At 73.5% G+C, this 26,930-nt stretch carries 5 protein-coding genes; 2 read left to right on the forward strand and 3 right to left on the reverse strand.

Annotated features, from left to right (window positions below):
* Nucleotides 1–61: 61 nt before the first annotated feature.
* Nucleotides 62–21,814, reverse strand: a complete 21,753-nt coding sequence (locus F1721_RS35310; protein WP_150066370.1) for a non-ribosomal peptide synthase/polyketide synthase — start codon at nucleotides 21,812–21,814, stop codon at nucleotides 62–64.
* 201 nt (nucleotides 21,815–22,015) lie between these two features.
* Here F1721_RS35310 and F1721_RS10325 point away from each other — a divergent pair, with 201 nt between their 5' ends.
* Nucleotides 22,016–22,246 carry a hypothetical protein gene (locus F1721_RS10325; RefSeq protein ID WP_150066371.1) on the forward strand — a complete coding sequence of 77 codons (231 nt, stop codon included), beginning with the start codon at nucleotides 22,016–22,018 and terminating at the stop codon, nucleotides 22,244–22,246.
* 7 nt (nucleotides 22,247–22,253) lie between these two features.
* On the opposite strand, the gene F1721_RS10330 is transcribed toward F1721_RS10325, so the two are convergent.
* Nucleotides 22,254–23,792: an amidase gene (locus F1721_RS10330; protein ID WP_150066372.1), complete on the reverse strand. Its 1,539-nt coding sequence runs from the start codon at nucleotides 23,790–23,792 to the stop codon at nucleotides 22,254–22,256.
* A 300-nt stretch (nucleotides 23,793–24,092) separates the two neighbouring features.
* On the opposite strand from F1721_RS10330, the gene F1721_RS10335 reads away from it, so the two are divergent.
* Entirely contained in the window at nucleotides 24,093–25,967 is a 1,875-nt protein-coding gene (locus F1721_RS10335) for an AfsR/SARP family transcriptional regulator (RefSeq protein ID WP_246154616.1), read from the forward strand.
* On the opposite strand, the gene F1721_RS10340 is transcribed toward F1721_RS10335, so the two are convergent.
* Nucleotides 25,951–26,904, reverse strand: coding sequence for an ornithine carbamoyltransferase (locus F1721_RS10340; protein ID WP_150066373.1), 954 nt, complete (start codon nucleotides 26,902–26,904; stop codon nucleotides 25,951–25,953). The two genes, F1721_RS10335 and F1721_RS10340, sit on opposite strands and share 17 nt — an antisense overlap.
* Between the last annotated feature and the right edge of the window lie 26 nt (nucleotides 26,905–26,930).

Raw genomic sequence — 26,930 nt, forward strand, 5'->3', positions numbered from 1 at the left:
GTTCCCCCGGCAGCGGCCGCGGGAATAAGGCCCGCTGCCGGGCAGCGGTGGGTCTTCGGGGTCATTCCAGCCCCAGCTCTGCTTCCAGCTCGTCGATCTCGTCCTGGCCCAGACCGGCCAGCGACAGGTCCGACGGGGTGTGGCCGCCCGCGCCGGGATCGGCGACGTGCTCGACCAGCGCGCGCAGCGCCGCCGCCCAGCAGTCCGCCAGCTCCGCCACGTGCGACCGGTCGAACAGCGAGGTGGCCCACGTCCAGGTGGCGGTCAGCCGCGGCCCGTCGGGGGTGTCCTCGGTGACCGCGTTGACCTCCACCGCGTGCGGCAGCGGCATGCGCGGGTCCCGCCCGGCGGGCGTCGGCAGGTCGTCGGCGATCGCGAAGTCGTGCTGCTCGGCCCCGCCCTGGAAGCGGCCGAGGTAGTTGAACCCGATCTCCGGCACCGGACGTCCGGCCAGCTCCGCCGCCGTTCGCGGGTTGAGGTGGCGCAGCAGGCCGTAGCCGATGCCGTGGTCCGGGATCTCCCGCAGCTGCTCCTTGAGCTGCTTGACGACCTGGCCGAGCGCGGCCGAGCCGGTCAGCAGTTCGTCGGTGCGCACCGGCCCTGGGTCGAGGCGCACCGGGTGCAGGTCGGTGAACCAGCCCACGGTGCGGGACAGGTCGCCGTCCACCACCGGTTCCCGGCCGTGCGACTCGACGTCGACCACGACGCCGGTGTCCGCTCCGCCGCGGGCGCGGCGCACGTGGAGCACGGCGATGGCCAGCGCGATCAGCAGCACGTCGTCGATCCCGGCGTGGAACCCGGCGGGCACCGCGGTGAGCAGCGCTTCGGTGTCCGCAGTGGACAGCGCCAGCTCCAGCTCGTCCGCCTCGGTGCCCGGCTGCGGCCGGGTGCCCGGTGCGCCGAGCACGTTCTGCCACAGCTCCAGCTCGCGCACCCGCTCCGGCCTGGTGGCCTCGGCGACGAGCCGCTGCGCCCAGCTGCGGACCGAGGTCCGCACCGGTTCGAGCGCGTCGCCGCCGCCGTGCCAGGCCGCCGCCAGGTCCGGCAGCAGCACCCGCCAGGACACCCCGTCGACCGCGAGGTGGTGGACCACCACCAGCAGCCGTCCGGGTTCCCGGGCCCCGGCGTCGAACCACACGAACTGCGCCACCACCGCGTCGGCCGGGGACAGCCGGTCGCGGGCGGCGGTGCCGCGCTGGCGGGCGACCTCGGCGCGGGCGGTGGGGTCGAGGCCCTCGACGTCGACCCGCTCGATCAGGTCGGCCGCGCGGACCGCACCGACCGGCAGCACTTCCGGCCGCCACCCCGGGTTGAGCCGGAGCCGCAGGGCGTCGTGGGTGTCCAGCAGCGCTTGCACCGCCGCGGCCAGGCGGTCGGCGCCGAGGTCGGCGGGCACCCGGATCAGCATCGACTGGTTGAAGCCCGCGAAGTCCTCGGTGTGCTCGCGCAGCCAGTGCATGATCGGCGTCGCGGGGAACTCCCCGATCCCGGCCCCGGCCTCCTCCTCGGCGTGCTGGTCCGGGCCCGCGACCTCGGCGAGCTTGCGGACCGTGCGGAGGCGGAACACGTCCTGCGGGCTGATGGCCAGGCCCTCGCGGCGGGACCGCGACACCAGCTGCAGCGACAGGATGCTGTCCCCGCCCAGCTCGAAGAACCCGTCGTCGATGCCCACCGACGGCACCCGCAGGATCTCCGCGAAGAGCCCGCAGAGGACCTCCTCGCGCCGGGTGCGGGGCGCCGCGCCGGAGCTGGCCACGAAGTCCGGCGCGGGCAGCTCCTTGCGCGCGACCTTCCCGTTCGGCAGCAGCGGCAGCTCGTCGAGCAGCACGAACGCCGACGGCACCATGTAGTCCGGCAGCCGGGTCGCGGTGAAGGACCGCAGCTCGGCGGGCTCGGGGCGGGCACCGCCCGGCACGACGTAGGCGACCAACCGCTTGTCGCCCGGGGTGTCCTCGCGCACCAGCGCCGTGCTGCTGGCGACGTCGGGGTGCTGGTCCAGCACGGCCTCGACCTCGCCCAGCTCGATGCGGAACCCGCGCACCTTCACCTGGTGGTCGGCGCGGCCGACGTACTCCAGCTCGCCCGCCGCGGTCCACTTCGCCAGGTCACCGGTCCGGTACATGCGCTCGCCCGGCGCGCCGAACGGGTTCGCGACGAACCGCTCCGCGGTCAGCCCGGCGCGGCCCGCGTAGCCGCGGGCCAGCCCGGCGCCGGAGACGTAGAGCTCGCCGACGGTGCCCGGCGGCACCGGGCGCAGCCCCGCGTCCAGCACGTGCACGCGGGCGTTGGTGATCGGCCGCCCGATCGGCGGCGCGATCTCCCCGGCCAGCGGCGCGCTCATCGTGGCGCACACGGTGGTCTCGGTCGGGCCGTAGGCGTTGATCATCCGCCGCTGCGGCGACCACTTCGCCACCAGCGCCGGCGGGCACGCCTCCCCCGCGACGACCAGCGTCGTGCCCGGCGGCAGCGCGTCGTCGGGCAGCACGCCCAGCGCGGTCGGCGGGAGCGTCAGGTGCGTGACCCGCTGCTGCGCGACGAGTTCGGCGAGCGCGTCGCCGGGCAGCAGGCGGTGCGCCGGGGCCAGCACGAGGCAGGCGCCGGACAGCAGGCCCATGCACATCTCCCACGCCGCCGCGTCGAAGCTCAGCGACGCGAACTGGAGCACGCGGCTGGTGCTGTCCACGCCGAGCGTCCCGCGCTGGGCGGTCAGCAGGCTCGCGATGCCGCCGTGGGTCACGACCACGCCCTTCGGGCGGCCGGTCGAGCCGGACGTGTAGATCACGTACGCCGCGGCCGACGGCAGCAGCTCGCCCCGGTCGGCGGCGGTGATCTCGGTGTCCGGCAGGCCCGGCAGGGCTGCCGCGGTGTCCTCGCCGTCCAGCACGACCAGCCGGACGTCGGTACCGGCGAGGGAGTCGGCGCTGCCCATGTCGGTGAGGACGAACTCCGGCCCGCCGTCGGCGAGCATGTGCTCGATGCGCTCCCGCGGGTAGGACAGGTCGATCGGCAGGTACGCCGCCCCGGTCTTGAGCACCGCCAGCAGCGCCACCACCAGCTCCGCCGACCTCGGCAGCGCGACGCCGACCAGCCGCTCCGGCCCGGCACCCCGGGTGATCAGCCAGTGCGCCAGCTGGTTGGCGCGCCGGTCGAGCTCGGCGTAGTCGAGGGTGGTGTCCTCGAACGCCACCGCGGGCGCGTCCGGCTGGCTGCGCACCTGCTCGGCGAACAGCTCCGGGAAGGTGCGCGGTTCCACCGGGTGCGCGGTGTCGTTCCACCCGGTCAGGATGCGCTCGCGTTCGGCCGCGCCGAGCAGTTCGACCTCGCCGATCCGGCGGCCGGGGTCGGCCGCGACCGCTGTGAGCAGCCGCTCGAAGCGGTCGACGATCGACCGCACCGTGTCGGCGGTGAACAGGTCGGTGGCGTACTCGACGACGCCTTCCACACCGCGCGGGCCCTCTTCGAGGCTGAACGCGAGGTCGAACTTGGCGACCCCGGTCCCAGCACCTTCGAGCTCGGCGTGCAGGCCGGGCAGCGCCACCTCGCCGCCGCTGTCCTGGAGGTCCAGCAGGACCTGGAACAGCGGGTGGTGCGACAGCGACCGCGCCGGGTTCAGCACCTCCACCAACCGCTCGAACGGCACGTCCTGATGGGCGTAGGCCGCCAAGTTCGTCTCCCGAACCCGGCCCAGCAACTCCTCGAACGTCGGATCGCCGGAGAGGTCGTTGCGCAGCACCAGGTTGTTCACGAAGAACCCGACCAAGTCCTCCACAGCCGCATCCGAACGTCCGGCGACCGGGGTGCCGATCGGAACATCAACACCAGCACCCAGGCGTGACAGCACCGCGGCCAAACCGGCCTGCAGCACCATGAACACCGTCACCCCGCGAGACGCCGCCAGATCCACAATGGACTTGTGCAGGTCGGCGCCGAAGGTGAACTCGAGCAGGTCGCCGCGGTGCGAGGCGACCGCCGGGCGCGGGTGGTCGGTCGGCAGCTCGATGCGCTCCGGCAGACCGGCCAGGGCGCTCCGCCAGAACTCGACCTCCCCGGACAGCAGGCTCGTCGGGTCGTCCTCGGAGCCCAGCAGGTCCCGCTGCCACAGCGCGTAATCCGCGTACTGCACCGGCAGCGGCGCCCACTCCGGCGCCTCGCCCCGCAGCCGCGCCGCGTACGCCTCGGACAGGTCGCGCAGCAGCGGTCCCTGCGACCAGCCGTCCCCGGCGATGTGGTGCAGCAACAGCAGCAGGACGTGCCCGTCACCGCCGGTGCGCCACAGCGTGGCGCGGATCGGCAGCTCGGTGCCGATCTCGAACGGTCGCCGCGCGGCTTCGGCCAGTTCGCGCTCGGGGTCGGTCTCCCGGACCTCGAACACCGCCTCCGCCTCGGACAGCACGAGCTGGTGCGGTGTGCCGTCGGCGTCCGGGAAGACGGTCCGCAGGCTCTCGTGCCTGCCGACCACATCGTGGAACGCCGCGCGCAGTGCCGGGACGTCCAGCGGACCGGACAACCGCAGCACGAAGGGCATGTTGTAGGTCGCGCTCGGCCCTTCGAGCCGGTGCAGGAACCACAGCCGGTGCTGCGCGAACGACAGCGGCACCCGTGCCGGGCGCGGTCCGGCGACCGGGCCCGAGCGCGCGCCGCCGGCCGCGTCCAGCGCGCCCGCCAGCCCGGCAGGGGTGGGCTGCACGAACAGCTCGCGGATCGGCAGCTCGACGGCGAACTCCGCGCGGATCCGGCTGATCAGCCGGGTGGCCAGCAGCGAGTGGCCGCCCAGGTCGAAGAAGCCGTCGTCGATGCCCACCTCGGCGACGCCGAGCACCTCGGCGAACAGGCCGCAGAGGACCTCCTCGCGCCGGTTGCGCGGGGCACGCCCGGTGCCGGTGAGCTCCGGTTCCGGCAGCGCCTTGCGATCCAGCTTGCCGTTGGGCGTCAGCGGCAGCTCGTCGAGCACCGCGAACGCCGAGGGCACCATGTACTCGGGCAGCCGCCGCCGCGCCAGCTCCCGGAGCTCGTCGACGTCCGGCTCCGCACCCGACTCGGGCACCGGGTAGGCGACGATCCGCTGGTCGCGCACCGCCACCGCGACCTGCGCGATGCCGGGGTGGTCGGCCAGGCACGCCTCGATCTCGCCCAGCTCGATGCGGAACCCGCGGACCTTCACCTGGTCGTCCACCCGGGTCAGGTACTCGAGCTGGCCGTCCGCGCGCCACCGGGCCAGGTCGCCGGTGCGGTACATGCGCTCCCCCGGAGCACCGGCCGGGTCGGCCACGAACCGCTCCGCGGTGAGCCCGGCGCGGTTGGCGTAGCCCCGGGCGACGCCCAGGCCGCCGATGTAGAGCTCGCCGGGCACCCCGACCGGGACCGGCCGCAGGTGGGCGTCGAGCACGCGCACGGTGGTGTTGGCGATCGGCCGCCCGATCGGCGGTGCGCCGTCGACGCGGTCGACGGTCGCCGAAGCCGACCAGATCGTGGTCTCGGTCGGGCCGTAGAGGTTGGTGACCCGCCCGCCGAGTTCGACCAGCTGCTCGGCCAGCGGCGCCGGGAGCGCCTCGCCGCCGACCAGGACCCGCAGGCCGCGCACGTGTTCCGGCGCACCCGTCACCAGCGCGTGCCACAGCGACGGGGTGGCCTGCGCGTGGGTGACGCCGGTCCGCTCGATCAGCGCGCCGAGAGCCCGCGGGTCGCGCACGGTGTCCTCGTCGGCGAGGACGACGGTGGCGCCGACCGCCAGCGGCAGGTACAGCTCCAGCCCGGCGATGTCGAACGACACCGTGGTGACCGCGAGCATCCGGTGATCGGCGGCCAGGCCGACGTCCTCGCGCATCGACGCCAGGAAGTTGTCCAGGTTCGCCCGCGTCACCTGCACGCCCTTGGGGCGACCGGTGGAGCCGGAGGTGTAGATCGCGTACGCGAGGTGTTGCGGTTCCTTCGCCACAGCAGGGGTTTCCGCGCTCTCCGCGGCGAGGTCGACCTCCTCGACGAGCACCCGCCGCGTCCCCTCCGGCGCCGGGACCTGGGTGGCCCCGTCGGTGACCAGGATCGCGGGTCCGGCGTCGTGCAGGACGTGCGCCAGCCGTTCGGCCGGGTGGTTCGGGTCGATCGGCAGGTACGCCGCTCCGGCCTTGGCCACCGCCAGCAGCGTCACCAGCAGTTCGGGCGTGCGGGGCAGGGCCACCGCCACCACGGTCTCGGGGCGTGCGCCCGCGCCGATCAGGTGGTGGGCCAGCCGGTTCGCGCGCTGGTCGAGCTCGCGGTAGCTGAGCTGCTGCGTTGCCGTGATCAGCGCGCACGCCTCCGGGTTCTCCACGGCGCGGGTCTGGAACTGCTCGATGAACGTCTCGTCCGGGACGTCGCGGCGGGTGTCGTTCCAGGTGCGCAGCTGCTCCCGCTCGTCGCTGGACAGCACTTCCAGCTCGGCGGTGGTGCGCTGCGGGTTCGCCAGGGCGTCGCGCAGCAGCCGCTGGAAGCGCTCGACGAGGGACTCCGCCGTGCTCGGGTCGAACAGGTCGGCGGCGAACTCCAGGTCGCCCTCGATACCGGCCGGGTCGCCCGCCGCGTCGAAGGTCTCCCGCAGCTCCAGCGACAGGTCCATGATGACCGCGCCGGTGTCCAGGCCCTCGACCTCCGCGTGCAGCCCGGGCAGGTCGAGGTCGTCGGCACCCGCGTCGTGGACGGTCATCATGACCTGGAACAGCGGGTGGTGCGACAGCGACCGCGCCGGGTTCAGCACCTCCACCAACCGCTCGAACGGCACGTCCTGATGCGCGTAGGCCGCCAAGTTCGTCTCCCGAACCCGGCCCAGCAACTCCTCGAACGTCGGATCGCCCGACAAGTCGTTGCGCAGCACCAGGTTGTTCACGAAGAACCCGACCAGGCCCTCCAGCGCCGCATCCGAACGCCCCGCCACCGGAGTACCGATCGGAACATCAACACCAGCACCCGACCGCGACAGCACCGCGGCCAAACCGGCCTGCAGCACCATGAACACCGTCACCCCGCGAGACGCCGCCAAATCCACAATGGACCGGTGCAGGTCCGCGTCGAACCGGACGTCGACGGCTCCGCCGCGGTAGCTCGCGGTGGTCGGGCGCGGCCGGTCGGTGGCGATCTCCAGCCGGTCCGGGATGCCCGCCAGCTGCTCGCGCCAGAACGCCACCTGGGCCTCGGCGAGGGCGGTCGGCGCGTCCTCGTCGCCGAGCAGTTCGCGTTGCCACGCCGTGTAGTCCGCGTACTGCACCGGCAGCGGCTCCCAGTCCGGGAGGCCGCCGCTGACGCGGGCGGAGTACGCCGCCGCCAGGTCGCGCAGCAGCGGTTCCGTGGAACCGCCGTCCGCGGCGATGTGGTGCAGCAGCACCAGCAGCGCGTGCGTCGAGTCGTCCTCGCTGAACAGCGTCGCCCGGACCGGCAGCTCGGATCCGAGGTCGAAGGCGTACTGCGCGGCCTCGACGAGGTCCGCCTCCAGCGCCGCGGTGGGCACCGCCTCGAACACCGGCTCGCGGTCCACCACCACCTGGTGCGGCACGCCGTCGGTCTCGGCGAACAGGGTGCGCAGGCTGTCGTGCCGGGCCACCACGTCGGCGAACGCCCGCCGCAGCTGCGCCACGTCCAGCTTCCCGGACAGCTTGAGCACCAGCGGGATGTTGTAGGTCGGGCTCGGCCCCTCCAGCCGGTGCAGGAACCACAGCCGCCGCTGCGCGTACGACAGCGGGACCCGCTCGGGCAGCGGCATCCGGCCCAGCGCCGGGCGGGCTTCGCCCGCGCTCGGGAGCCGCGCGGCCAGCCCGGCGACGGTCGGCGACTCGAAGACCGCGCGCACCGGGACCTCCACGCCGAAGGCGGCGCGAAGGCGGCCGGTCAGCTGCGTCGCGCGCAGCGAGTGACCGCCGAAGGCGAAGAAGTTGTCGTGCAGGCCGATCTCCTCGACGCCCAGCACCTCGGCGAACAACCCGCGCAGGGTCGCCTCCTCCGGCGTGGGCTCGCGGTCCTCGTGCACCGCCTCGACCGCGGCCTGCTCGACGTGGAACTCCAGCAGGCCGTCAGCGCGCCAGCGGGCGCGCTCCCCGGTCGCGACCATCAGCGGACCGGCCGTGCCGAAGGGGTTCTCGATCCCGTCGCGCAGCCGAGCGGTGCTCACGTGGACCTCGCCGAACACGCCGGGCGGGACCGGCCGGAGCTGGTCGTCGAGCACGTAGACCGCGACGCCCGGAGCGGGGCGCTCGGCACCGTGCTCGCCGGTCGTGATCACACCGGTTTCCGGCCAACCGCGCCAGAACTCGACCGCGACGTCCGGGAAGCGCTGCCGGAAGGCGGTCAGGTCAGCGGTCGCGCCGAGGCCGACCAGCCGCTTGAGCGTCGCGGGCACGAACTCCTGCTCCAGCGCGACGCGGCACACCTGGTCCAGCAGGTCGCCGGACAGCACGACCTCCTCGACCTCGTCCCAGTCCAGCCAGCCGAGCAGGTCCGAGGCGCTGCCGGAGACCTCGTCCGGCGCGGCGACCCCACCGTCCACGACGGACGGGTCGATCCCGGCGACCGCGATCTCCGGCGCCTCGGTCGCGGCCGCGACCGGGGGCAGCACGACGGCCAGGTCGTCCTCGTCGAGCAGCGCGACCTCGCTCGGCCGCGCGTCCGGGTCGGCGACCATCGCGTCGAGCAGCGCCCGCAGCCGCCGCGCCAGCTTGTCCGCGGTGGCCCGGTCGAACAGGTCGACCGCGTACTCCAAGTCGCAGCTGATGCCGCCGCCGCGGCGCTCCTGCAGGTGGAACACGAGGTCGAAGCGGGCGGCGGACATCTCGACGTCGAGCGGTTCGGCCCGCAGGCCGGGCAGCGCGAAGCTGTTCTCCGCGTCGTTCTCGACCACCATCATCACCTGGAACAGCGGGTGGTGGCCGAGCGCGCGGACCGGGTTCAGCTCCTCCACGAGCCGGTCGAACGGCACGTCCTGGTGGGAGAACGCCGACAGGTCGGCGTCGCGCACCCGGCCGAGCAGCTCCCGGAACGTCGGGTCACCGGCGGTGGAGGTGCGCAGCACCAGCGTGTTGACGAAGAAGCCGACCAGGTCCGCCAGCGCCTCGTCGTCGCGGCCCGCCACGGGCGTGCCGATCGGGATGTCGGTGCCCGCGCCGTGCCGGGTCAGCAGCGCGGCCAGCGCCGCCTGGACCAGCATGAACAGCGTCGTGTCGGTCTTGCGCGCCAGCTCCAGCAGGTCCGCGTGCAGCTCGGCGGGGATGACGAAGTTGAGCTCGTCGCCCTGGTAGGACGCCACCGCGGGCCGCGGCCGGTCGGTCGGCAGCTCCAGGACGTCCGGCAGGTCGGCCAGCGCCGACCGCCAGTGCGCGAGCTGCTTGGACACCAGGCTGTCCGGGTCGTCCTCGCCGCCGAACAGCTCCTGCTGCCACAGCGTGTAGTCGGCGTACTGCACCGGCAGCGGCGACCACTCCGGCGCCTCGCCCCGCAGCCGCGCGGCGTAGGCCGCGGACAGGTCGCGGGCGAACGGCTCCTCCGAGCCGCCGTCGGTGGCGATGTGGTGCAGCAACAGCAGCAGCACGTGCTCGCGCTCGTCGACCTCGAACAGCGTTGCCCGCAGCGGGCATTCCGCGGTGAAGTCGAAGGCGTGCTGGGACTCCGCGGTCAGCTCGGCGGTCAGCTCCGCCGGTGCCACCCGCGCGATCCGCAGCCCCGGGAAGGCGTCCACGACGACCTGGTGCGGTTCGCCGTCCACCTCCGGGAATATCGTGCGCAGGCTCTCGTGCCGCTCGAACACGTCCCGGACCGCCGCTTCGAGGGCGGCGGCGTCGAGCTCACCGGTCAGCCGCAGCACGATCGGCACGTTGTAGGTCGCGCTCGGGCCTTCCAACCGCGACAGGAACCACAACCGCTGCTGCGCGAACGACAGCGGAACCCGCTCCGGCCGCGGTTTGGCGGTCAGCGGGGTGCGCGGAGCGTCCGCCGCGTCGTCCAGGCGACCGACGACACCGGCCACCGTGGGCTCGGTGAACAGAGCGCGCACCGACAGCTGCACGCCGAAGGTGGCGCGGATCCGGCTGAGCAGCCGGATCGCCGAGAGCGACTGCCCGCCCAGCTCGAAGAAGCTCTCGTCGACCGCCACCGGGCGGTCCAACCCGAGCACCTCGCCGAACAGGCCGCACAGGATCTCCTCGCGCGGCGACCGCGGCCCCTTGCGCCCGGCGCGGCGCGACAGCGCGGGCAGCGCCGCGTAGTCGGTCTCGCCCGCCGCGTCCACCGGGATCGCGTCCAGCGCGAAGTACCGCGAGGGCACCATGTACTCCGGCAGCGCCGTCTCGGCGTGCGCGCCGACCGCCGCCGGATCGGTGGCGTAGGCGATCAGCTGCCCGTCGGCGTCGGCGATCACCGCGACCGGCCCGGCCGCGGACAGGATCTGCTCGACCTCGTCCAGCGACACCCCGATCCCGCGCACCTGCACCCACCGGCCGGGGCGGGCGACGACCTCGATCTCCTCGCCCCTGCGGCGCGCGCGGGCGCCGGTCGCCACCCCGTCCAGGTGCAGCTCGCCGACCACGCCCGGCGGCAGCGGGCGCCCGGCCTCGTCCAGCACGAGCTGCCGCGCGTCCGGTGCCGGGAACTCCTCGGGCGCCAGGACGTCCAGGTCCCCGAGCCGTCGTCCCGGGTCGGCGGTGGCGCTGCGCAGCAGCCGCAGCAGGCGCTCGCCGAAGGCGTCGACCGTGGTGCGGTCGAACAGGTCGGTGGCGTACTCGATCTCGCCGACGATCCCGGCGTGCGCACCGTCCGAGGCGTAGCGCTCCTGCAACCGGATGTCCATCGCGAACTTCGCCACGCCCGCGACGACGTCCTCCAGCTCCACCTCCAGCCCGGGCAGCTCCACCTCGACCTCGTCGAAGTTCTCGAAGGTCAGCATCACCTGGAACAGCGGGTGGTGGGCCAGCGAACGGGTCGGGTTGACCGCCTCCACGATCCGCTCGAACGGCACGTCCTGGTGCGCGAACGCGGCCAGGTCGGTCTCCCGCACCCGGTCCAGCAGCTCCCGGAACGACGGGTTCCCGTGCGTGCGGGTGCGCATCACCAGCGTGTTGACGAAGAACCCGAACAGGTCCTCCAGCGCCTCGTCGGTGCGGCCCGCGACCGGGGTGCCGATGGGGATGTCCTCGCCCGCGCCCAGCCGGGTCAGCAGGGCGGCGACACCGGCCTGGATCACCATGAACTGCGTCGTGTTCGTGCTGCGCGCCACCTCGTCGATGGCCCGGTGCAGCTCGGCGTCGATGCGCAGCGGCGCCTCGTCGCCGAGGTAGGTCGCCACCGCGGGCCGCGGGTGGTCGACGGGCAGCTCGATCTTCTCCGGCAGCCCGCGCAGCGCTTCCGCCCAGAACGCCATCTGCCGGTTGATCGCGCTGTCCGGGTCGGCGACGTCGCCGAGCAGCTCGCGCTGCCACAGCGTGTAGTCCGCGTACTGCACCGGCAGCGGCGCGAACTCCGGCGCGGCACCGCGGCAGCGGGCGGTGTAGGCGGTGGCGAGGTCGTTGCCCAGCAACGACTCCGACCAGCCGTCGCTGATGATGTGGTGCATCAGCGGCAGCAATGCGTACCGGTCACCGCCCAGGCAGAACAGCCACGCGCGGATCGGCAGCTCGGCGGTGATGTCGAAGTGGTACCGCGACGCCTCGCGCAGCGCCTCGTCCAGCCCGGCCTCGTCGATCTCGACGACCTCGAGCACCGGCTGCGCCTGCTCCGGCGGCAGCACGACCTGGTGCGGAACACCGCCGTGCTCCGGGAAGACCGTGCGCAGCGACTCGTGCTGCGCGACGACGTCGGCGAACGCCGTGCGCAGGGCGACGACGTCGAGCTCACCGGTCAGCCGCAGCACCAGCGGCACGTTGTAGGTCGCGCTCGGGCCCTCCAACCGCGACAGGAACCAGAGCCCTTCCTGCACGTAGGACAGCGGCATCCGGTCCGGACGCGGCATCGGCCGCAGCGCCACCCGGGCGCGCTCGGCCGCGTCCAGGCGGTCGGCGAGCCCGGCCACCGTCGGCGTCTCGAACAGGGCGCGCAGCGGCAGCTCGGCGCCGAAGGCCGAGCGGATCCGGCTGACCAGCCGGGTCACCAGCAGCGAGTGGCCGCCCAGGTCGAAGAAGCTGTCGTCGATGCCGATCCCGGAGACCTCAAGCACGTCCTCGAACAGTCCGCAGAGGACCTCCTCGCGCCGGTCGCGCGGCGCGCGGCCACCGGCCAGCACCGACATGTCCGGCGCGGGCAGCGCCTTGCGGTCCAGCTTCCCGTTGGCGGTCAGCGGAAGGGCGTCCAGCTGCACCACCGCCGCGGGCACCATGTACTCCGGCAGCGCCGCGGCCACGTGCCGCCGCACGTCGGCCGGGTCGACCGGCTCGCCGGACACGACGTAGCCGACCAGGCGCTTGTCGCCGGGCTTGTCCTCGCGGACCACCACCGCGGCCTGCGCCACCGCCGGGTGCGCCAGCACCTGCGCCTCGATCTCGCCCAGCTCGATGCGGAACCCGCGGATCTTGACCTGGTCGTCGGCCCGGCCGAGGTACTCCAGCACGCCCTCGGCGTTCCACCGCACCAGGTCCCCGGTGCGGTACATCCGCGCCCCCGCGCGGCCGAACGGGTCGGCGACGAACCGCTGCGCCGACAGCCCGGCCCGGCCGAGGTACCCGCGCGCCAGCCCGGCGCCGGAGACGTACAGCTCACCGGGCACGCCGGGCGGGACCGGCTGCAGCGAGCCGTCGAGCACGTACAGCCCCAGGTCCGGGATGGCCTCGCCGATCGGGCTGCGCAGCTCGGCGGTGTGCGCGGCCACCAGCGGGAAGTAGGTGACGTGCACGGTGGTCTCGGTGATCCCGTACATGTTCACCAGCCGCGGCGCGTCCTCGCCGTGGCGCTGGTACCACCCGGCCAGCTTGGCCGGTTCCAGCGCCTCGCCGCCGAAGACCACGTACCGCAGCGCCAGCCGGTCGCCGAGCTCCGGGTTCTCCTGGTCGGCCTGGACGAGCTGGTGGAACGCCGACGGGGTCTGGTTGAGCACCGTGACGCCCTCGCGCACCAGCAGTTCCAGGAACTCCTTCGGCGAGCGGCTGGTCAGGTGCGGCACCACCACCAGGCGACCGCCGCCCAGCAGCGGTCCCCACAGCTCCCACACCGAGAAGTCGAACGCGTAGGAGTGGAACAGCGTCCACACGTCCTGCTCGTCGAAGCCGAACCAGTGGTCGGTGGCGGTCAGCAGCCGGTGCACGTTGCGGTGCGGCACGACGACGCCCTTCGGGCGGCCGGTCGAGCCCGAGGTGTAGATGATGTAGGCCGCGTTGTCCGGACCGGCGACCGCACCGAGGTCGCTCGCGTCGCGCCCGGCGAGGTCGAGCTCGTCCAGCACCAGCCGGGGAACGTCGGTGTCCAGTGTGGACGACGAGTCGGCGAGCAGGATCGTCGGCTCGGCGTCGGCGAGCATGAACTCGATCCGGTCCGCCGGGTAACCGGGGTCCACCGGCAGGTACGCGCCCCCGGCCTTGAGCACGGCGAGCAGCCCCACCACGAGCTCGGCCGAGCGCGGCAGCGCCAGCGCGACGACGTGCTCCGGGCCGACGCCCCGCTCCACGAGCACCCGCGCGAGCCGGTTGGCCCGCGCGTTGAGCTCGGCGTAGGTCAGGCGGGTGTCCTCGAAGACCAGCGCGGTGGCATCCGGGACGCGGTGCGCCTGCGCCTCGAACAGCTCGGGGATCGTGGCCGCCGGGAGCTCGCTGTCCGGCACCGCCGGGAGCAGCGCGCGGCGCTCGGCGGCCGAGAGCAGGTCGATGTCGTCGACGCGGCGTTCCGGGTCCGCCACGACGGCCGACAGCAGCCGGACCAGCCGCTGCCCCATCGCCTGCACCGTGTCGCGGTCGAACAGGTCGGTGGCGTACTCGATCAGCCCGGCCATGCCCAGCGGGGTGCCGTCCGCGGCGTAGTCCTCGCGGAAGTCGAAGTCCAGGTCGAACTTGGACGATCCGGCGCCGATGTCGTGGAAGCTGGCGCGCAGCCCGGGCAGGTCCAGCTCCGCCTCGGCGTTGTTCTGGAACAGCACCATGACCTGGAACAGCGGGTGGTGCGCCATCGAGCGCGGCGGGTTGAGCACCTCCACCAGCCGCTCGAACGGAACGTCCTGGTGCGCGTAGGCGGCCAGGTCGTTCTTGCGCACCCGGCCGAGCAGTTCCCGGAACGTGGGCCGCCCCGAGGTGTCGGTGCGCAGCACCAGGGTGTTGACGAAGAACCCGACGAGCTCCTCCAGCGCCTCGTCGGAGCGACCGGCGATCACGCTGCCCAGCGGGATGTCGGTGCCCGCGCCGAGGCGGGTCAGCAGCGCCGAAAGCCCGGCCTGCACGACCATGAACAGCGTGGTCCCGGTCTGCCGCGCCAGCTCCACCAGCCCGCGGTGCAGCTCGGCGCTGATCTCGAACTCGACCTCGCCGCCCCGGTAGGACGCCACCTGCGGGCGCGGCCGGTCGGTGGGCAGCTCCAGCCGCTCCGGCAGCCCGGCCAGGTTCTCCGACCAGAACGCCAGCTGCTGCGACACCAGGCTCTGCGGGTCGTCCTCGTCGCCGAGCAGGTCCCGCTGCCACAGCGCGTAATCCGCGTACTGCACCGGCAGCGGCGACCACTCCGGCGCCTCGCCCCGCAGCCGCGCCGCGTAGGCGGTCGAGAGGTCGCGGCTCAGCGGCGCGTCCGACCAGCCGTCGCTGGCGATGTGGTGCAGCAGCAACAGCAGCGCGTGCTCCTGCTCGCCGAGCTCGAACAGGCAGACGCGCAGCGGGAGCTCGGTGGACAGCTCGAAGCTGTAGCGGCCGAGGTCGCGCAGGTGCTCGGCGAGTCCCGCCTCGTCGGTGCGCACGAACTCGATGTCCGGTGCGGACCGCTCGGGGCTCAGCACCACCTGGTGCGGGGTGCCGTCGGTCTCCGGGTAGATGGTGCGCAGCGTTTCGTGCCTGCCGACCAGGTCCGCGACGGCCGCGCGCAGCGCGTCGCGGTCCAGCGGCCCGGACAGCCGCAGCAGCAGCGGTTCGGTGTAGGTGGCGCTGTTCTCCTCCAGCTGGTGCAGGAACCACAGCCGCCACTGCGCGAACGACAGCGGCATCGGCTCCGGCCGCGGGCGCGGTTCGAGCGCCACCCGGGTGTCCCCGGCGGTGCCGAACTCCTCGACCAGCGCCGCGACCGTCGGCTTCTCGAACAGGTGCCGCAGGGACAGCTCGACGCCGAACATCGACCGCAGCCTGCTCAGCAGCCGGATCGCCGACAGCGAGTGCCCGCCGAGCTCGAAGAAGCTGTCGTCGATGCTGACCTCGGCCACGCCCAGCACGTCCGAGTACAGCCCGCACAGGATCTCCTCCTGCGGGGTGCGCGGCGCCCGCGCCGCCTCCTGCCGCTCGACGGCGTCGTCGGCCGCCCCGGCGACCTGCAGCCGCTCGGCCGCGGCGAGCACCCCGGTCTCGCCGACCGGCTGGTCCGATCGCTCGACGACGTCCTGCAGCAGCGCGAACATCTGCGCCGAGAGCCGCTCGATGCTCGCCCGCTCGAACAGGTCCGGCCGGTACTCGAACCGCAGCCGCAGGGTCCGCCCAGGGATGACCGACAGGGTCAGCGGGTAGTGGGTGGCGTCGTGGTCCTCCAGGCCCGTGAGGTCGATGCCGGGTGCCGGGCTCCAGGACTCGCCGGGCTCGTGCGGGTAGTTCTCGATCACGGTGAGCGTGTCGAACAGCTCCCCGGTGCCCGCCAGCTGCTGGATCTCGTTGAGGCCGAGGTAGTGGTGGTCCAGCAGGCGCGACTGCTCGTCCTGGATGCGCGCCAGCAGCTCGCCCAGCGACTCCTCGGCGCGCAGCCGGATGCGCACCGGCACGGTGTTGATGAACATGCCGATCATCGACTCCACGCCGGGCAGCTCCGACGGGCGGCCCGCCACGGTGCTGCCGAAGACCACGTCCTCGCGGTCGAGGTTGCGGGCCAGCAGCAGGCCGAACCCGCCCTGCACCGCGGTGTTGAGCGTCAGGCCGCGGCCGCGGATCCACTGCTGGAGGCGGTCGGCGAAGTCGGCGGGCAGGTCCAGCAGGACCTGCTCCGGGGTGACCACGGCGCTGCCACCGGCGCCGAGCAGGGTCGGCTCAACGCCCGCCAGCGCGCTGCGCCACGCCTCGGCGCTCGCGGTCTGGTCCCGGTCGGACAGCCAGGCCAGGTAGTCGCGGTAGGGCGTGACCCGCCCCAGCTCCGCGCCCGCGCTGCGGTAGATCGCGAACAGCTCGTCCAGCAGCGACTGCATGGACCAGCCGTCGAACAGGATGTGGTGGTTGGTGACCACGAGCCGGTGCTCGCCGGGGTTGAGCCGCAGCAGGGTGAACCGCAGCAGCGGCGGCCGGGTCAGGTCGAAGCGGCGGGCCCGGTCGGCGGCGGTCAGCCGGTCGACCTCGGCGAGCTGGTCGTCCGCGCCGGACAGGTCGATCTCCTGCCAGGGCAGCTCGACCTCGTCCGGCACGACCTGCACGGCGCGCGGCAACCCCTCGTAGCGGAACCCGGCGCGCAGGTTGTCGTGCCTGCGCAGCAGGCCCGCCACCGCCTCGCGCAGCGCCGCCGCGTCCAGCGGGCCGTCGACGCGGAACACCTCCTGCACCGCGTAGACGTCCGGTGCCTGGTCGTCGTAGAGGGCGTGGAACAGCAGGCCTTCCTGCAGCGGTGCGAGCGGCAGGACGTCGCGGACCGGACCGGCCTGCTCCAGCTGCTCGATCTGGCTCTGCGACAGCGACACCAGCGGCAGGTCGGACGGGGTCAGCCCGGCGCTCGTGCGCTGCTCGCCGAGCAGCTGCAGCGCCGCGAAGAACGCGTCCAGCAGTTCCGCCACGCGCGCCTCGTCGAGCAGCTCCCCCGCCCAGGTGCAGGTGACCTTCAGCTGCGGGCCGGACGGGCGGTCCTCGGTGACGGCGTCGATCTCCAGCGGGTAGGACAGCGGCAGCCCGGCGTCGGCACCGCCGCCCAGCGCCTCCCCCACCACCGACCAGTCCTCGGTGGACTCGCCCGCGCTGAACCGGCCGAGGTAGTTGAACCCGATCTGCGGGGTGCAGCCGGGCAGCGAGTCGCGGAGCACGCCGTAGCCGATGCCGTTGTCCGGCACCGCGCGCAGCTGCTCCTTGACGCGCTTGAGCACCCGGCCGCGGGTGCGGGCGTCGGCCAGCTCCTCCAGCCGCCGCACCCCGGCGTCCAGCCGGACCGGGTAGGCGCTGGTGAACCAGCCGACGGTGCGGGACAGGTCGAGCCCGTCGGCGATCTCCTCGCGACCGTGGCCCTCCAGCTCGACCACCACCCGGGTCTCCCCGGTGCCCCAGCGGTGCTGCACCTCGCCGAGCCCGGCGGCCAGGCCCGCCAGCAGCACCTCGTTCGCGCGGCCGCGGATCGCGGCGGTGACGTCGGTGAGCAGCGCCCGGGTCAGCTCGGTCGGCAGTTCGCGGGTCAGCGTCCGGGACGTGCCCCGGACGTCCCGGGTGTGGTCCAGGACCAGCTCGCCGAACGGCTCGGACCGCTCGGCCACCACGTCCGTCCACATCGGAATCTCCGGCTGCCTCGACGCGGCGGCCTCGCGCAGCGCGTGCGCCCAGTGCCGGAACGACGTGCCGACCGGGTCCAGCCGCACCGGCCGCCCGGCCCGCACCGCCTCCCAGGCGGCGCGCAGGTCGGAACCGAGGATGTGCCAGGACACCCCGTCCACGGCGAGGTGGTGCACGAGGACGAGCAGCCGTCCGGGCTCCTCGCCCGCGTCCAGCCACACGACCTGGAGCATCCGCCCGGCACGCGGGTCCAGCCGTGCCTGCGCGCTCCCGGTCTCGCGCGCGACTGCCTCGTCGAGGTCGTCGCCGCGGACGTCGATGCGGTGCACCAGCCCGGAGCCGACGTCGCGGGAGATGACCAGCTGGTCCTCGGCGAGCCGCATGCGCAGCACGTCGTGGTGCGCGACGAGGGCTTCCACCGCGGCGGCGAGGTGTTCCTCGGTCAGCTCGACGGGCGCGCGGAAGACCGCGGACTGGAAGTAGCCGTCGATGTCCCCGCCGCGTTCCAGCAGGGTGCGCATGATCGGCGTCAGCGGCACGTCGCCGTGCGCGTCCGGCGCCGGAGCGGCGACGGGCCGGTCGGTGTCCTCCGCCGCGACCGCGGCCAGCCGGGCGACGGTCCGGTGCTCGAAGACGTCGCGCGGTGTGAGCACCAGCCCCGCCTTGCGGGCGCGGCTGACCAGGCGGATGGCGACGATGCTGTCCCCGCCCAGGTCGAAGAAGCCCTCGTCCACGCCGATGTCGGACACCCCGAGCACCTCGGAGAACAGCTCGGCCAGCCGCACCTCCTGCGGCGTGCGCGGTCGGCGGACCTCCTCGTCCCGGACCGGTTCCGGCAGCCGGTCCGCCTCGACGTCGCCCGCGGCGTCGCGCGGGAGCGCGTCGAGCGCGACGAAGTCGGCGGGCACCAGGTACGACGGGACGCGCCGTTCGAGGTAGCCGCGGAGGTCCTCGGTGCGCGCGGCGTCCGAGACGACGTAGGCGACGAGCCGATCGCCCAGGCCGATGACCGCGGCTTCCCGCACGGCCGGGTGGCCCAGCAGCTCGTCCTGCACGCGGCGCGGGTCCAGGCGGATGCCGCGCACCGTGATCTGCTCCGGGCTGATGACGTGGACGCGCTCCTGCGGCGCGACGAGCTCCAGCTCGGTCAGCCGCGCGTCCGGGTTGCTGACGGCCGAGCGCAGCATCCGGGCCAACCGCTCCCACAGCAGCGCCACGCCGTCGCGGTCGAAGAGGTCCGTGCTGTACTCGATGATCCCGTCCGCACCTTCCGGCACGCCCGCCGCGCTGTGGTGCTCGCGCAGCCGGAGGTCGAGGTCGAACTTGGCGACGCCGATCGACACCTCGTCCACCTCGGCCCGCGCGTCCGGGAACTGCGGGCGTGCCTCGGCGAGGGTCTCGAAGGTCAGCATCACCTGGAACAGCGGGTGGTGCGACAGCGAACGGGCCGGGTTGACCGCCTCCACGACGCGGTCGAACGGCACGTCCTGGTTGGCGAACGCGGCCAGATCGGTCTCCCGCACCCGGTCCAGCAGCTCCCGGAACGACGGGTCGCCGTGCGTGCGGGTGCGCAGCACCAGCGTGTTGACGAAGTAGCCCACGACGTCGTCCACATCGGACGAATCGCGCCCGGCCACCGGGGTGCCCAGCGGGACGTCCTCGCCCGACCCGAGCCGGGTCATCAGCGCGGCGAGACCGGCCTGCACGACCATGAACGTGCTGGTGCCGGTGGACCTGGCCAGCTCCGCGAGCGACCGGTGCAGCTCGGCGTCCAGCCGCACGCGCAGCACGTCACCGCGGTGCGTCGCGGCCGCCGGGCGCGGCCGGTCGGTGGGCAGCTCGACCAGCTCCGGCAGGTCCGCGAGCTGCTCGGCCCAGAACGCGAGCTGCCGCGACAGGCGGCTGTCCGCCGCGTCCGCCGAGCCGAGCGCCGCGCTCCTGCTGCGCATCTCCGCGGCGTAGTCGGTGGGCAGCGCGGCCCACTGCGGGGCCTCCCCGGCCAGCCGGGCCCGGTAGGCGTCGGCGAGGTCGCGCACCAGCGGGCGCTCGGACCAGCCGTCCGCGGCGATGTGGTGCATCAGCAGCAGCACGACGTGCCGCCGCGCTCCGGTGGAGAGCACCCGCACCCGGAACGGGATCTCGGTCTGCAGGTCGAACGCGTGGCGGGCCTGCTGCACGAGCTCCTGCTCCAGCCGCGCCTCGTCGACCGCGAGGAAGTCGACGTCCACCGCGACGTCGGAGACCTCCGGGCGGGGCCGCCCGTCGTCCTCGGGGAAGATCGTCCGCAGCGTCTCGTGCCGGTCGGCCACGTCCTGCACGGCCTGCCGCAGCGCGGCCTGCTCCAGCGGACCGTCCAGCCGCACGATCAGCGGGATGTTGTAGGTGGCGCTCGGCCCCTCCAGCCGGTGCAGGGACCACAAGCCCTGCTGCGCGGCGGAAAGCGCCGGTCCTCCCTCGACCGGCGCGACCGGCGCGGCGATCGGCGAGGCGTCGGCGAGACGCTCGGCCAGCGCGGCCGCGGTCGGCGCTTCGAAGATGTCGCGGACCGCGACCTCGACCCGCAGCCCGGTGCGGATGGCGGTGGCCAGCCGGGTGGCCAGCAGCGAGTGCCCGCCGAGCTCGAAGAAGCTGTCGTGCACGCCGGCCCGCGCCACCCCGAGGGTCGACGCGAACAGCTCGCACAGCGCCGCTTCCCGCTCATCGCGCGGCGCCGCGCCCTCGTCGTCACCGGACGCCGCCCACGGGTCCGGCAGCGCGCGCCGGTCGACCTTCCCGTTGGGGGCCAACGGCATCGCGTCCAGCACGGCGAACGCAGCCGGGACCATGTGCTCGGGCAGGACCTCCGCCATCCGGCGGCGCAGGACGTCCACCGAGACCGGCACGCGCGGCACGACGTACCCGACGATCGCGCGCTCGCCAGCCGGGGTCTCCCGCACCGCCACCGCGGCCTGCGCCACGTCGGCGAAACCGGCCAGCAGCGACTCGATCTCGCCGAGCTCGATGCGGAAGCCGCGGATCTTGACCTGGTCGTCGGCGCGGCCGAGGAACTCCAGCTGGTCGCCGTTCCAGCGGGCCAGGTCCCCGGTGCGGTACATGCGCTCGCCCGGCGCCCCGAACGGGTCGGCCGGGAACCGCTGCGCGGTCAGGCCGGGCCGGTGCAGGTAGCCGTGCGCGAGCTGGATCCCCGCGACGTAGAGGTCGCCCGGTTCACCGGGCGGGACCGGGCGCAGCTGCCCGTCCAGCACGTGCACCCGGGTGTTCCACAGCGGACGCCCGATGGGCAGCGGGCGGTCCCCGATCGCCGGGTCGTAGTCCCAGTAGGTGACGTCGATGGACGCCTCGGTCGGGCCGTAGAGGTGCGCCAGCCGCACGCCCCAGGTCTCCACCACGCGAGCCGCCAGCGCGGGCGGCAGCACCTCACCGGCCACGAACACCAGGCGCAGCCGCAGCGAACGCCCGCCGAGCTCGACGCCCGCGGCCACGGCCAGCAGCGACGGGACGAACTGCGCGACGGTCACCCCGTGCTGCTCGACCAGGTCCAGCAGCCGCTCCGGGTCGCGGACCACGTCGGCCGGTGCCAGGCACAGCGAAGCGCCGACGATCAGCGGCAGCCAGACCTCGGTCCCGGCCGCGTCGAAGCTGATCGCGGTGCGCGCCAGCACCCGGTCGTCCGCCCGCAGCCCCCACTCCTCGGCCTGCCAGCGCATGTGGTTGACCACACCGGCGTGCGGCACGACGACGCCCTTGGGACGCCCGGTGGAGCCGGAGGTGTAGATGACGTACGCCGGATGTTGCGGCGTGGCAAGGGGTTCCGGGTCCTCGGCCGGGAACCGGTCGTCGTCGGCGGCGAGCACCACCGGGGCGTCGGAGCCCGGCAGGCCAGGTGCGATCTCGGCGGTGGTCAGCAGCAGCGCGGGCCGGGAATCGGCCAGCATGAACGCGATCCGCTCCGCCGGGTAGTCCGGGTCGACCGGCAGGTAGGCGGCGCCCGCCTTGACCACCGCGAGCAGGCTGGCGATCAGCTCCGGCGTGCGCGGCAGCGCCAGCGCCACCAGGTCGCCCGGCCGCACCCCCGACGCGATCAGCCGGTGCGCCAACCGGTTCGCGCGCTCGTTGAGCTCGCGGTAGCTCAGCTCCTGCGCGCCGAACCGCACCGCGACCGCGTCGGGGGTGCGCCGCGCGCTGCGCTCGACCAGCTCGGCCAGGGTGGCATGCCCGTCCAGGTCGCGCCCCACCAGATCATTCATGCCGACCCACAACTCCTCGCACCACGCAGTCCTCGCTTTTCCGGCGAGGCTAAACAGCGCGATTTTCGGGTCGTTATCGTGCGCATTTCCGCAGCCCAGAACGCTTCCGACGGGGGCGGCGGCCGGGGCGTAGCATGCGGCTGACCGCGCTCCGCGCCACTCGGAACGGGAGCGGAAATCCCCGCGGAAAGGAATCCCAGGATGGACAATCTGGACACCGGTGTCATATCCCTGCTGATCGCGTCCGCCACCCTGCTGATCGGGCTGTTCGGTTACTCCAGGATTCAACGAAATCAACTCGCCCGGGAATTCCGGGCGAAGAACGAGCAAACGCAGCAGCTGGCCGCCGAAACCCGGCAAATGCGCGACGAGCTGACCGCGCTCACCGCGGAGATCTCCGAACTCCGGCGGCTGCTGACCGAAGCCGCCTGAAGAATCCTCAGCCGACCCCCGGCGGTTCGAACGCGGGCGGGAACCAAGCCGGATTGGCCTGCTCGAAGGCGTGCGCGAGGCGCAGCAGCACCGGTTCCGACCACGCCCCCGCCAGGAACGTGACGCCGACCGGCAGCCCGCGCACCGCGCCCGCCGGGACGCTGATCGCCGGATACCCGGCGAGCCCCGGCAGCAGCGCACTGCCCCGCGCGGGCGGGTCGCCGTTGACCAGGTCGATCTTCCACGCGGGCCCGCCGGTGGGCGCCACCAGCGCGTCGAGCCGGTGCTCGCGCAGGACCGCGTCGATGCCCTCGTCCCGGGACAACCGGCGCATGGTGGCCAGCGCCGAGGAGTACGCCGGGTCGTCGAGGTCCCCGCTGAGCCCGTCCACCATCTCCAGCGTCTCCTGGCCGAAGTGCGGCATCTCGACGTCGGCGTGCGCGCGGTTGTGCGCGATCAGCTCCCCGATGCTGCGCGGGTGCTCGCCCGGCGCGGCCGCCAGGTAGGCGTCGAGGTGGTGCTTGACCTCCTGCAGCTGCGCGAACATCAGGCCCTCGTCGGACATGATCCGGGACAGGCTCGGGATCTCGGTGCGGTCGACGATGGTCGCGCCCGCGGCCGCCAGCACCCGGATGGCCTCCTCGGCGACGGCATCGGCGTGGTCGTCGAACCCGAAGAACGCCTCGCGCGCCACCCCGATCCTGGCCCCGACCAGCGCGTTCGCGTCGAGGCAGTCCCGGTGGTCGGCGGGGAACCGACCCCCGGCGGCGGCCGTCGCCGGGTCCCGCGGATCCACCCCGGCCAGCACCCCCAGCACCGCGGCGGCGTCCGCGACGGTGCGGCACAGCGGCCCGACGGTGTCCAGGCTCGGCACGCCGGGGATCATCCCCGCCCGGCTGGTCAGCCCCACCGTCGGCTTCAGCCCGACGACGCCGTTGACCCCGGCCGGGCCGAGGATCGACCCGATCGTCTCGGTGCCCAGCGCGAACCCGCACAACCCGGCGGCGACCGCGGCGGCCGAACCCGAGCTGGACCCGTGCGGCGACCGGTCCAGCCGGTGCGGGTTGCGACCCTGCCCACCTCGCGCGCTCCACCCAGCCGAGCCGCTGATCCAGCCGCTCTTGTTCGTCTTGCCCAGCACGATCGCCCCCGCGGCGCGCAGCTTCGCGATCACCGTCGCGTCCCGCTCGGGGCGCAAGCCGAGCAGCGCCGTGGTGCCGTTGCTGGTGTGCAGCCCGTCCGCGGTTTCGAGGTTGTCCTTGACCAGGACGGGGATGCCGTGCAGCGGGCCGCGGAGCGCACCGCGCCGCCGCTCGGCGTCGCGCTCCTCGGCGACCGCCACCGCCTGCGGGTCGGTCTCCAGCACCGCGCGCAGCTCGGGCCCGCGCAGGTTCAGCCGATCGATCCGGTCCAGGTGGAACCGGACGAGGTCCGCCGCGCTGAACCGACCGGCCTTCTGCCCGGCCTGCAACTGGTCGATCGACGCTGCGGCAAGTGCCACGTCCTCAGCAGTTTCGCCACTGGTTGTCAATTTTTCGCCACGCATTCTTTCGTCTCGTTATCGATGTCTTATTGATGCGCCGATCCCGGATCCCGCGCACCGCTCCCCGCTTTCGGCATCCCCCCAGGTCGAGCTCTTCCCCGCCCCGGAAACCGCCCGAACTAGGCGAATTGCCCGGGTCAACCCGGCGGAACCGCGGCGGCGCAAACGTCGTCAAAGCCCAATGGATGCGCACAACCACTCGATAGGATGAACGTCGTGCCATCCAGGGCACTCCAGGGGGGATTGCGTTGGGCACGGCAACAGTTGCTCGTGTTGGGGCGCGAGCAACAGGAAGAAGATTTCATGACCGACCGTCTCAAATTCGGGCTGCTCGGGCCCTTACACCTCGAGTTCGCGGAACGGAGGATTTCCATCGGCGGACCTCGCCAGCGAATCGTGCTGGCCATGCTGCTGCTGAACGCCGACCGGGTCGTCTCGATCGACCGGATCTCGGAAGCGATCTGGAACGGGCACCCCCCGGCGACCGCCAGGACGCAGGTGGCGATCTGCGTCGCCGAGCTGCGGAAGACCTTCCGCTCCTTCGGATTCCGCGATGACGTGCTGCTGACCTCCTCGCCGGGGTACCTGCTGCGCCGGACCGAGCACGAGATCGACCTGCTGTCGTTCCGGTCCAAAGTGGCCGAAGCGCGCGCGCTCACCGACCGCCGCGAGATCGTGCAGGCCACCGAGCGCTACGACGAGGCGCTGGCGCTGTGGCGGGGCCGCGCGCTGTGCGACATCAGCTCCGCGGTCGTCGAGCTGGAGGCCGAGCGGCTGGAGGAGCAGAAGCTCGCCGTCCAGGAGGAGCGCACCGCGCTGCACCTGCAGCTCGGGCGGCACCGCGAGCTGATCAGCGAGCTCACCGCGCTGGTCGAGGAGAAGCCGCTGCGGGAGCAGACCCGCGCCCAGCTCATGCTCGCGCAGTACCGCGCGGGGCGACGCGCGGAGGCGATGCGGACCTTCCGCGAGGGCCGCCAGTACTTCATCGACGAGATCGGCCTGGAACCCGGTCCGGTGCTGCAGGAGCTGCACGAGGCGATCCTCAACGACGACCCGGCGATCCAGGAACCGGCCCAGCCGCGGCAGATCGCGCCACCGGTGACGCGGCCGAACACCTTCCCCGCCGACGTGGTCCCGTTCCGCGGCCGGGACGCCGAGCTCACCGCGCTGGACGGGCTGGCCGACGCGCCGGGGCCGAGCGCCGCCCTGATCACCGGCTGCACCGGCATCGGCAAGAGCGCGCTGGCCGTGCACTGGGCGCACCGGAAGGCCGAGGAGTTCACCGGCGGCGTGCTGTACGCGAACCTGCACGCGTGCTGCCGCGGGCCGCAGGAGTCCGACGCGCGGGACGCAGTGCACCAGTTCCTCCGGCAGCTCGGCGTCGCCGCGGCCGACCTGCCCGCCGACCTGGACGCGGCCACGGCGCTCTACCAGGACCTGATGCGCGACCGGAAAGCCCTGGTGCTGCTGGACAACGTCGCGACCTACCAGCAGATCAGCCACGTCCTGCCGCCCGGGCCGCGCAGCGCGGCGATCATCACCAGCCAGAACCAGATCAGCGAGCTGGTCGGCAACGCGCTGTGGCTGCGGCTGCGGCCGGTCAGCGAGCAGGAGGCGGTGGACCTGCTCGTCTCGCTGATCGGCAGCCGGGCCGAAGCCGAACCGCGCGCCACCGCCGAACTCGCCGAGCTGTGCACCCGCCTCCCGGCCGCGCTGCGCATCGCGGCCACCAAGCTCATCGCCAAGCCGCACTGGACGATCCAGCGGCTGGTGAACCGGCTCGCCGAACCGCGGACCCGGCTGGACCACTTCGAGCACGGCGAGCAGCGGCTGCGCAGCCGGCTGCAGGCCAGCTACCAGCGGCTGAGCCCCGAGGTGGCGCGGATGTTCCGGCTGCTGGGCCGGTTGAACACCACCGAGTTCGGCCTGCACGACGCGTGCACCCTCCTGCGACTGGACCCGAACGAGGCGGAGCGCCTCATCGAAAACCTGGTGGACGTGCACCTGCTGGACGGCGTCCCCGGGCCGGACACCGAGGACGTCCGCTACCGGTTCCAGCCGCTGCTGCGCACGTTCGCGGCGGAGCTGGACCACAACGAGGTGCGGGCGGCCGAGACCGCCCGAGCCCCCCGCCTGGTGGGCAGATCCGCCAAGGCGGAGCTCAGGTTCGCGACCTGAGCGCCCACTCCAGCACCGCCATGGCGCCGTGCATCTTGTTCTCAGCCTGGTCGAAGGCGATCGACCGCGGTCCGTCGAGCACGGCCGCGGTCGTCTCCTCGCCGCGGTGCGCGGGCAGGTCGTGCATGAACCGCGCCTCCGGGTACCGGTCGAGCAGCTGCTCGTCGACCTGGAACGGCTGGAACACCGCGCGCCAGTCCGGGTCGGCCTTGGTGGTGCCGGTGGTCTGCCACCGCGTGGTGTAGACGACGTCGACGTCGGCGGGCAGCTCGGCCATGTCGTGGGTCTCCCGCAGCACCGAACCGGATTCCGCCGCGTACTCCTCGGCCTGCGCCCGGACGTGCGCTTCCAGCCCGTAGCCCGGCGGGGTCCGCAGGTGCAGCTCGGTGCCCTCGAAGCGGGGCAGCGACAGCGCGAGCGCCGCAGCGGTGCTGTTGCCCTCGCCGACGTAGAGCACCCGGGCCCCGTCGACGCCGCCCACGTGCTGCTGGATCGTGATGAGGTCGGTGAGCGCTTGCGTGGGGTGCTCGTGGGCGCTCATCGCGTTGATGACCGACATCCCCGGCGGCGCGGCGAGCGCCCGGAGCTCCTCGGTGCTCCCGGCGGTGCGGCAGACGAGCCCGTCGAGCATCCGGGACAGCACCTGCGCGGTGTCCTCGACCGTCTCACCGGTGTTGAGCTGCAGGTCGTCCGGCCCGTAGGCGATGATGCGCGCGCCGAGCCGCAGCGCCGCGGCGGAGAACGCGGTCCGCGTCCGGGTGGAGGTCTTGCGGAAGTAGATGCCGATGACGGCCCCGGCCAGCGGCTCCCCGGCGCGCTCCCCGCGAGCGAACGCTACCCCGTTGCGCACGATCTCCCGGATCTGGACCAGGTCCAGGTCCGCCAGCGAGATGAGATCACCGCGCTGGGCGACGCGGACCGAACTAGGCGCTGCCATGACACCCTCCACGAACGACGACGAGC

The organism is Saccharopolyspora hirsuta (assembly GCF_008630535.1).
GTDB lineage: Bacteria > Actinomycetota > Actinomycetes > Mycobacteriales > Pseudonocardiaceae > Saccharopolyspora > Saccharopolyspora hirsuta.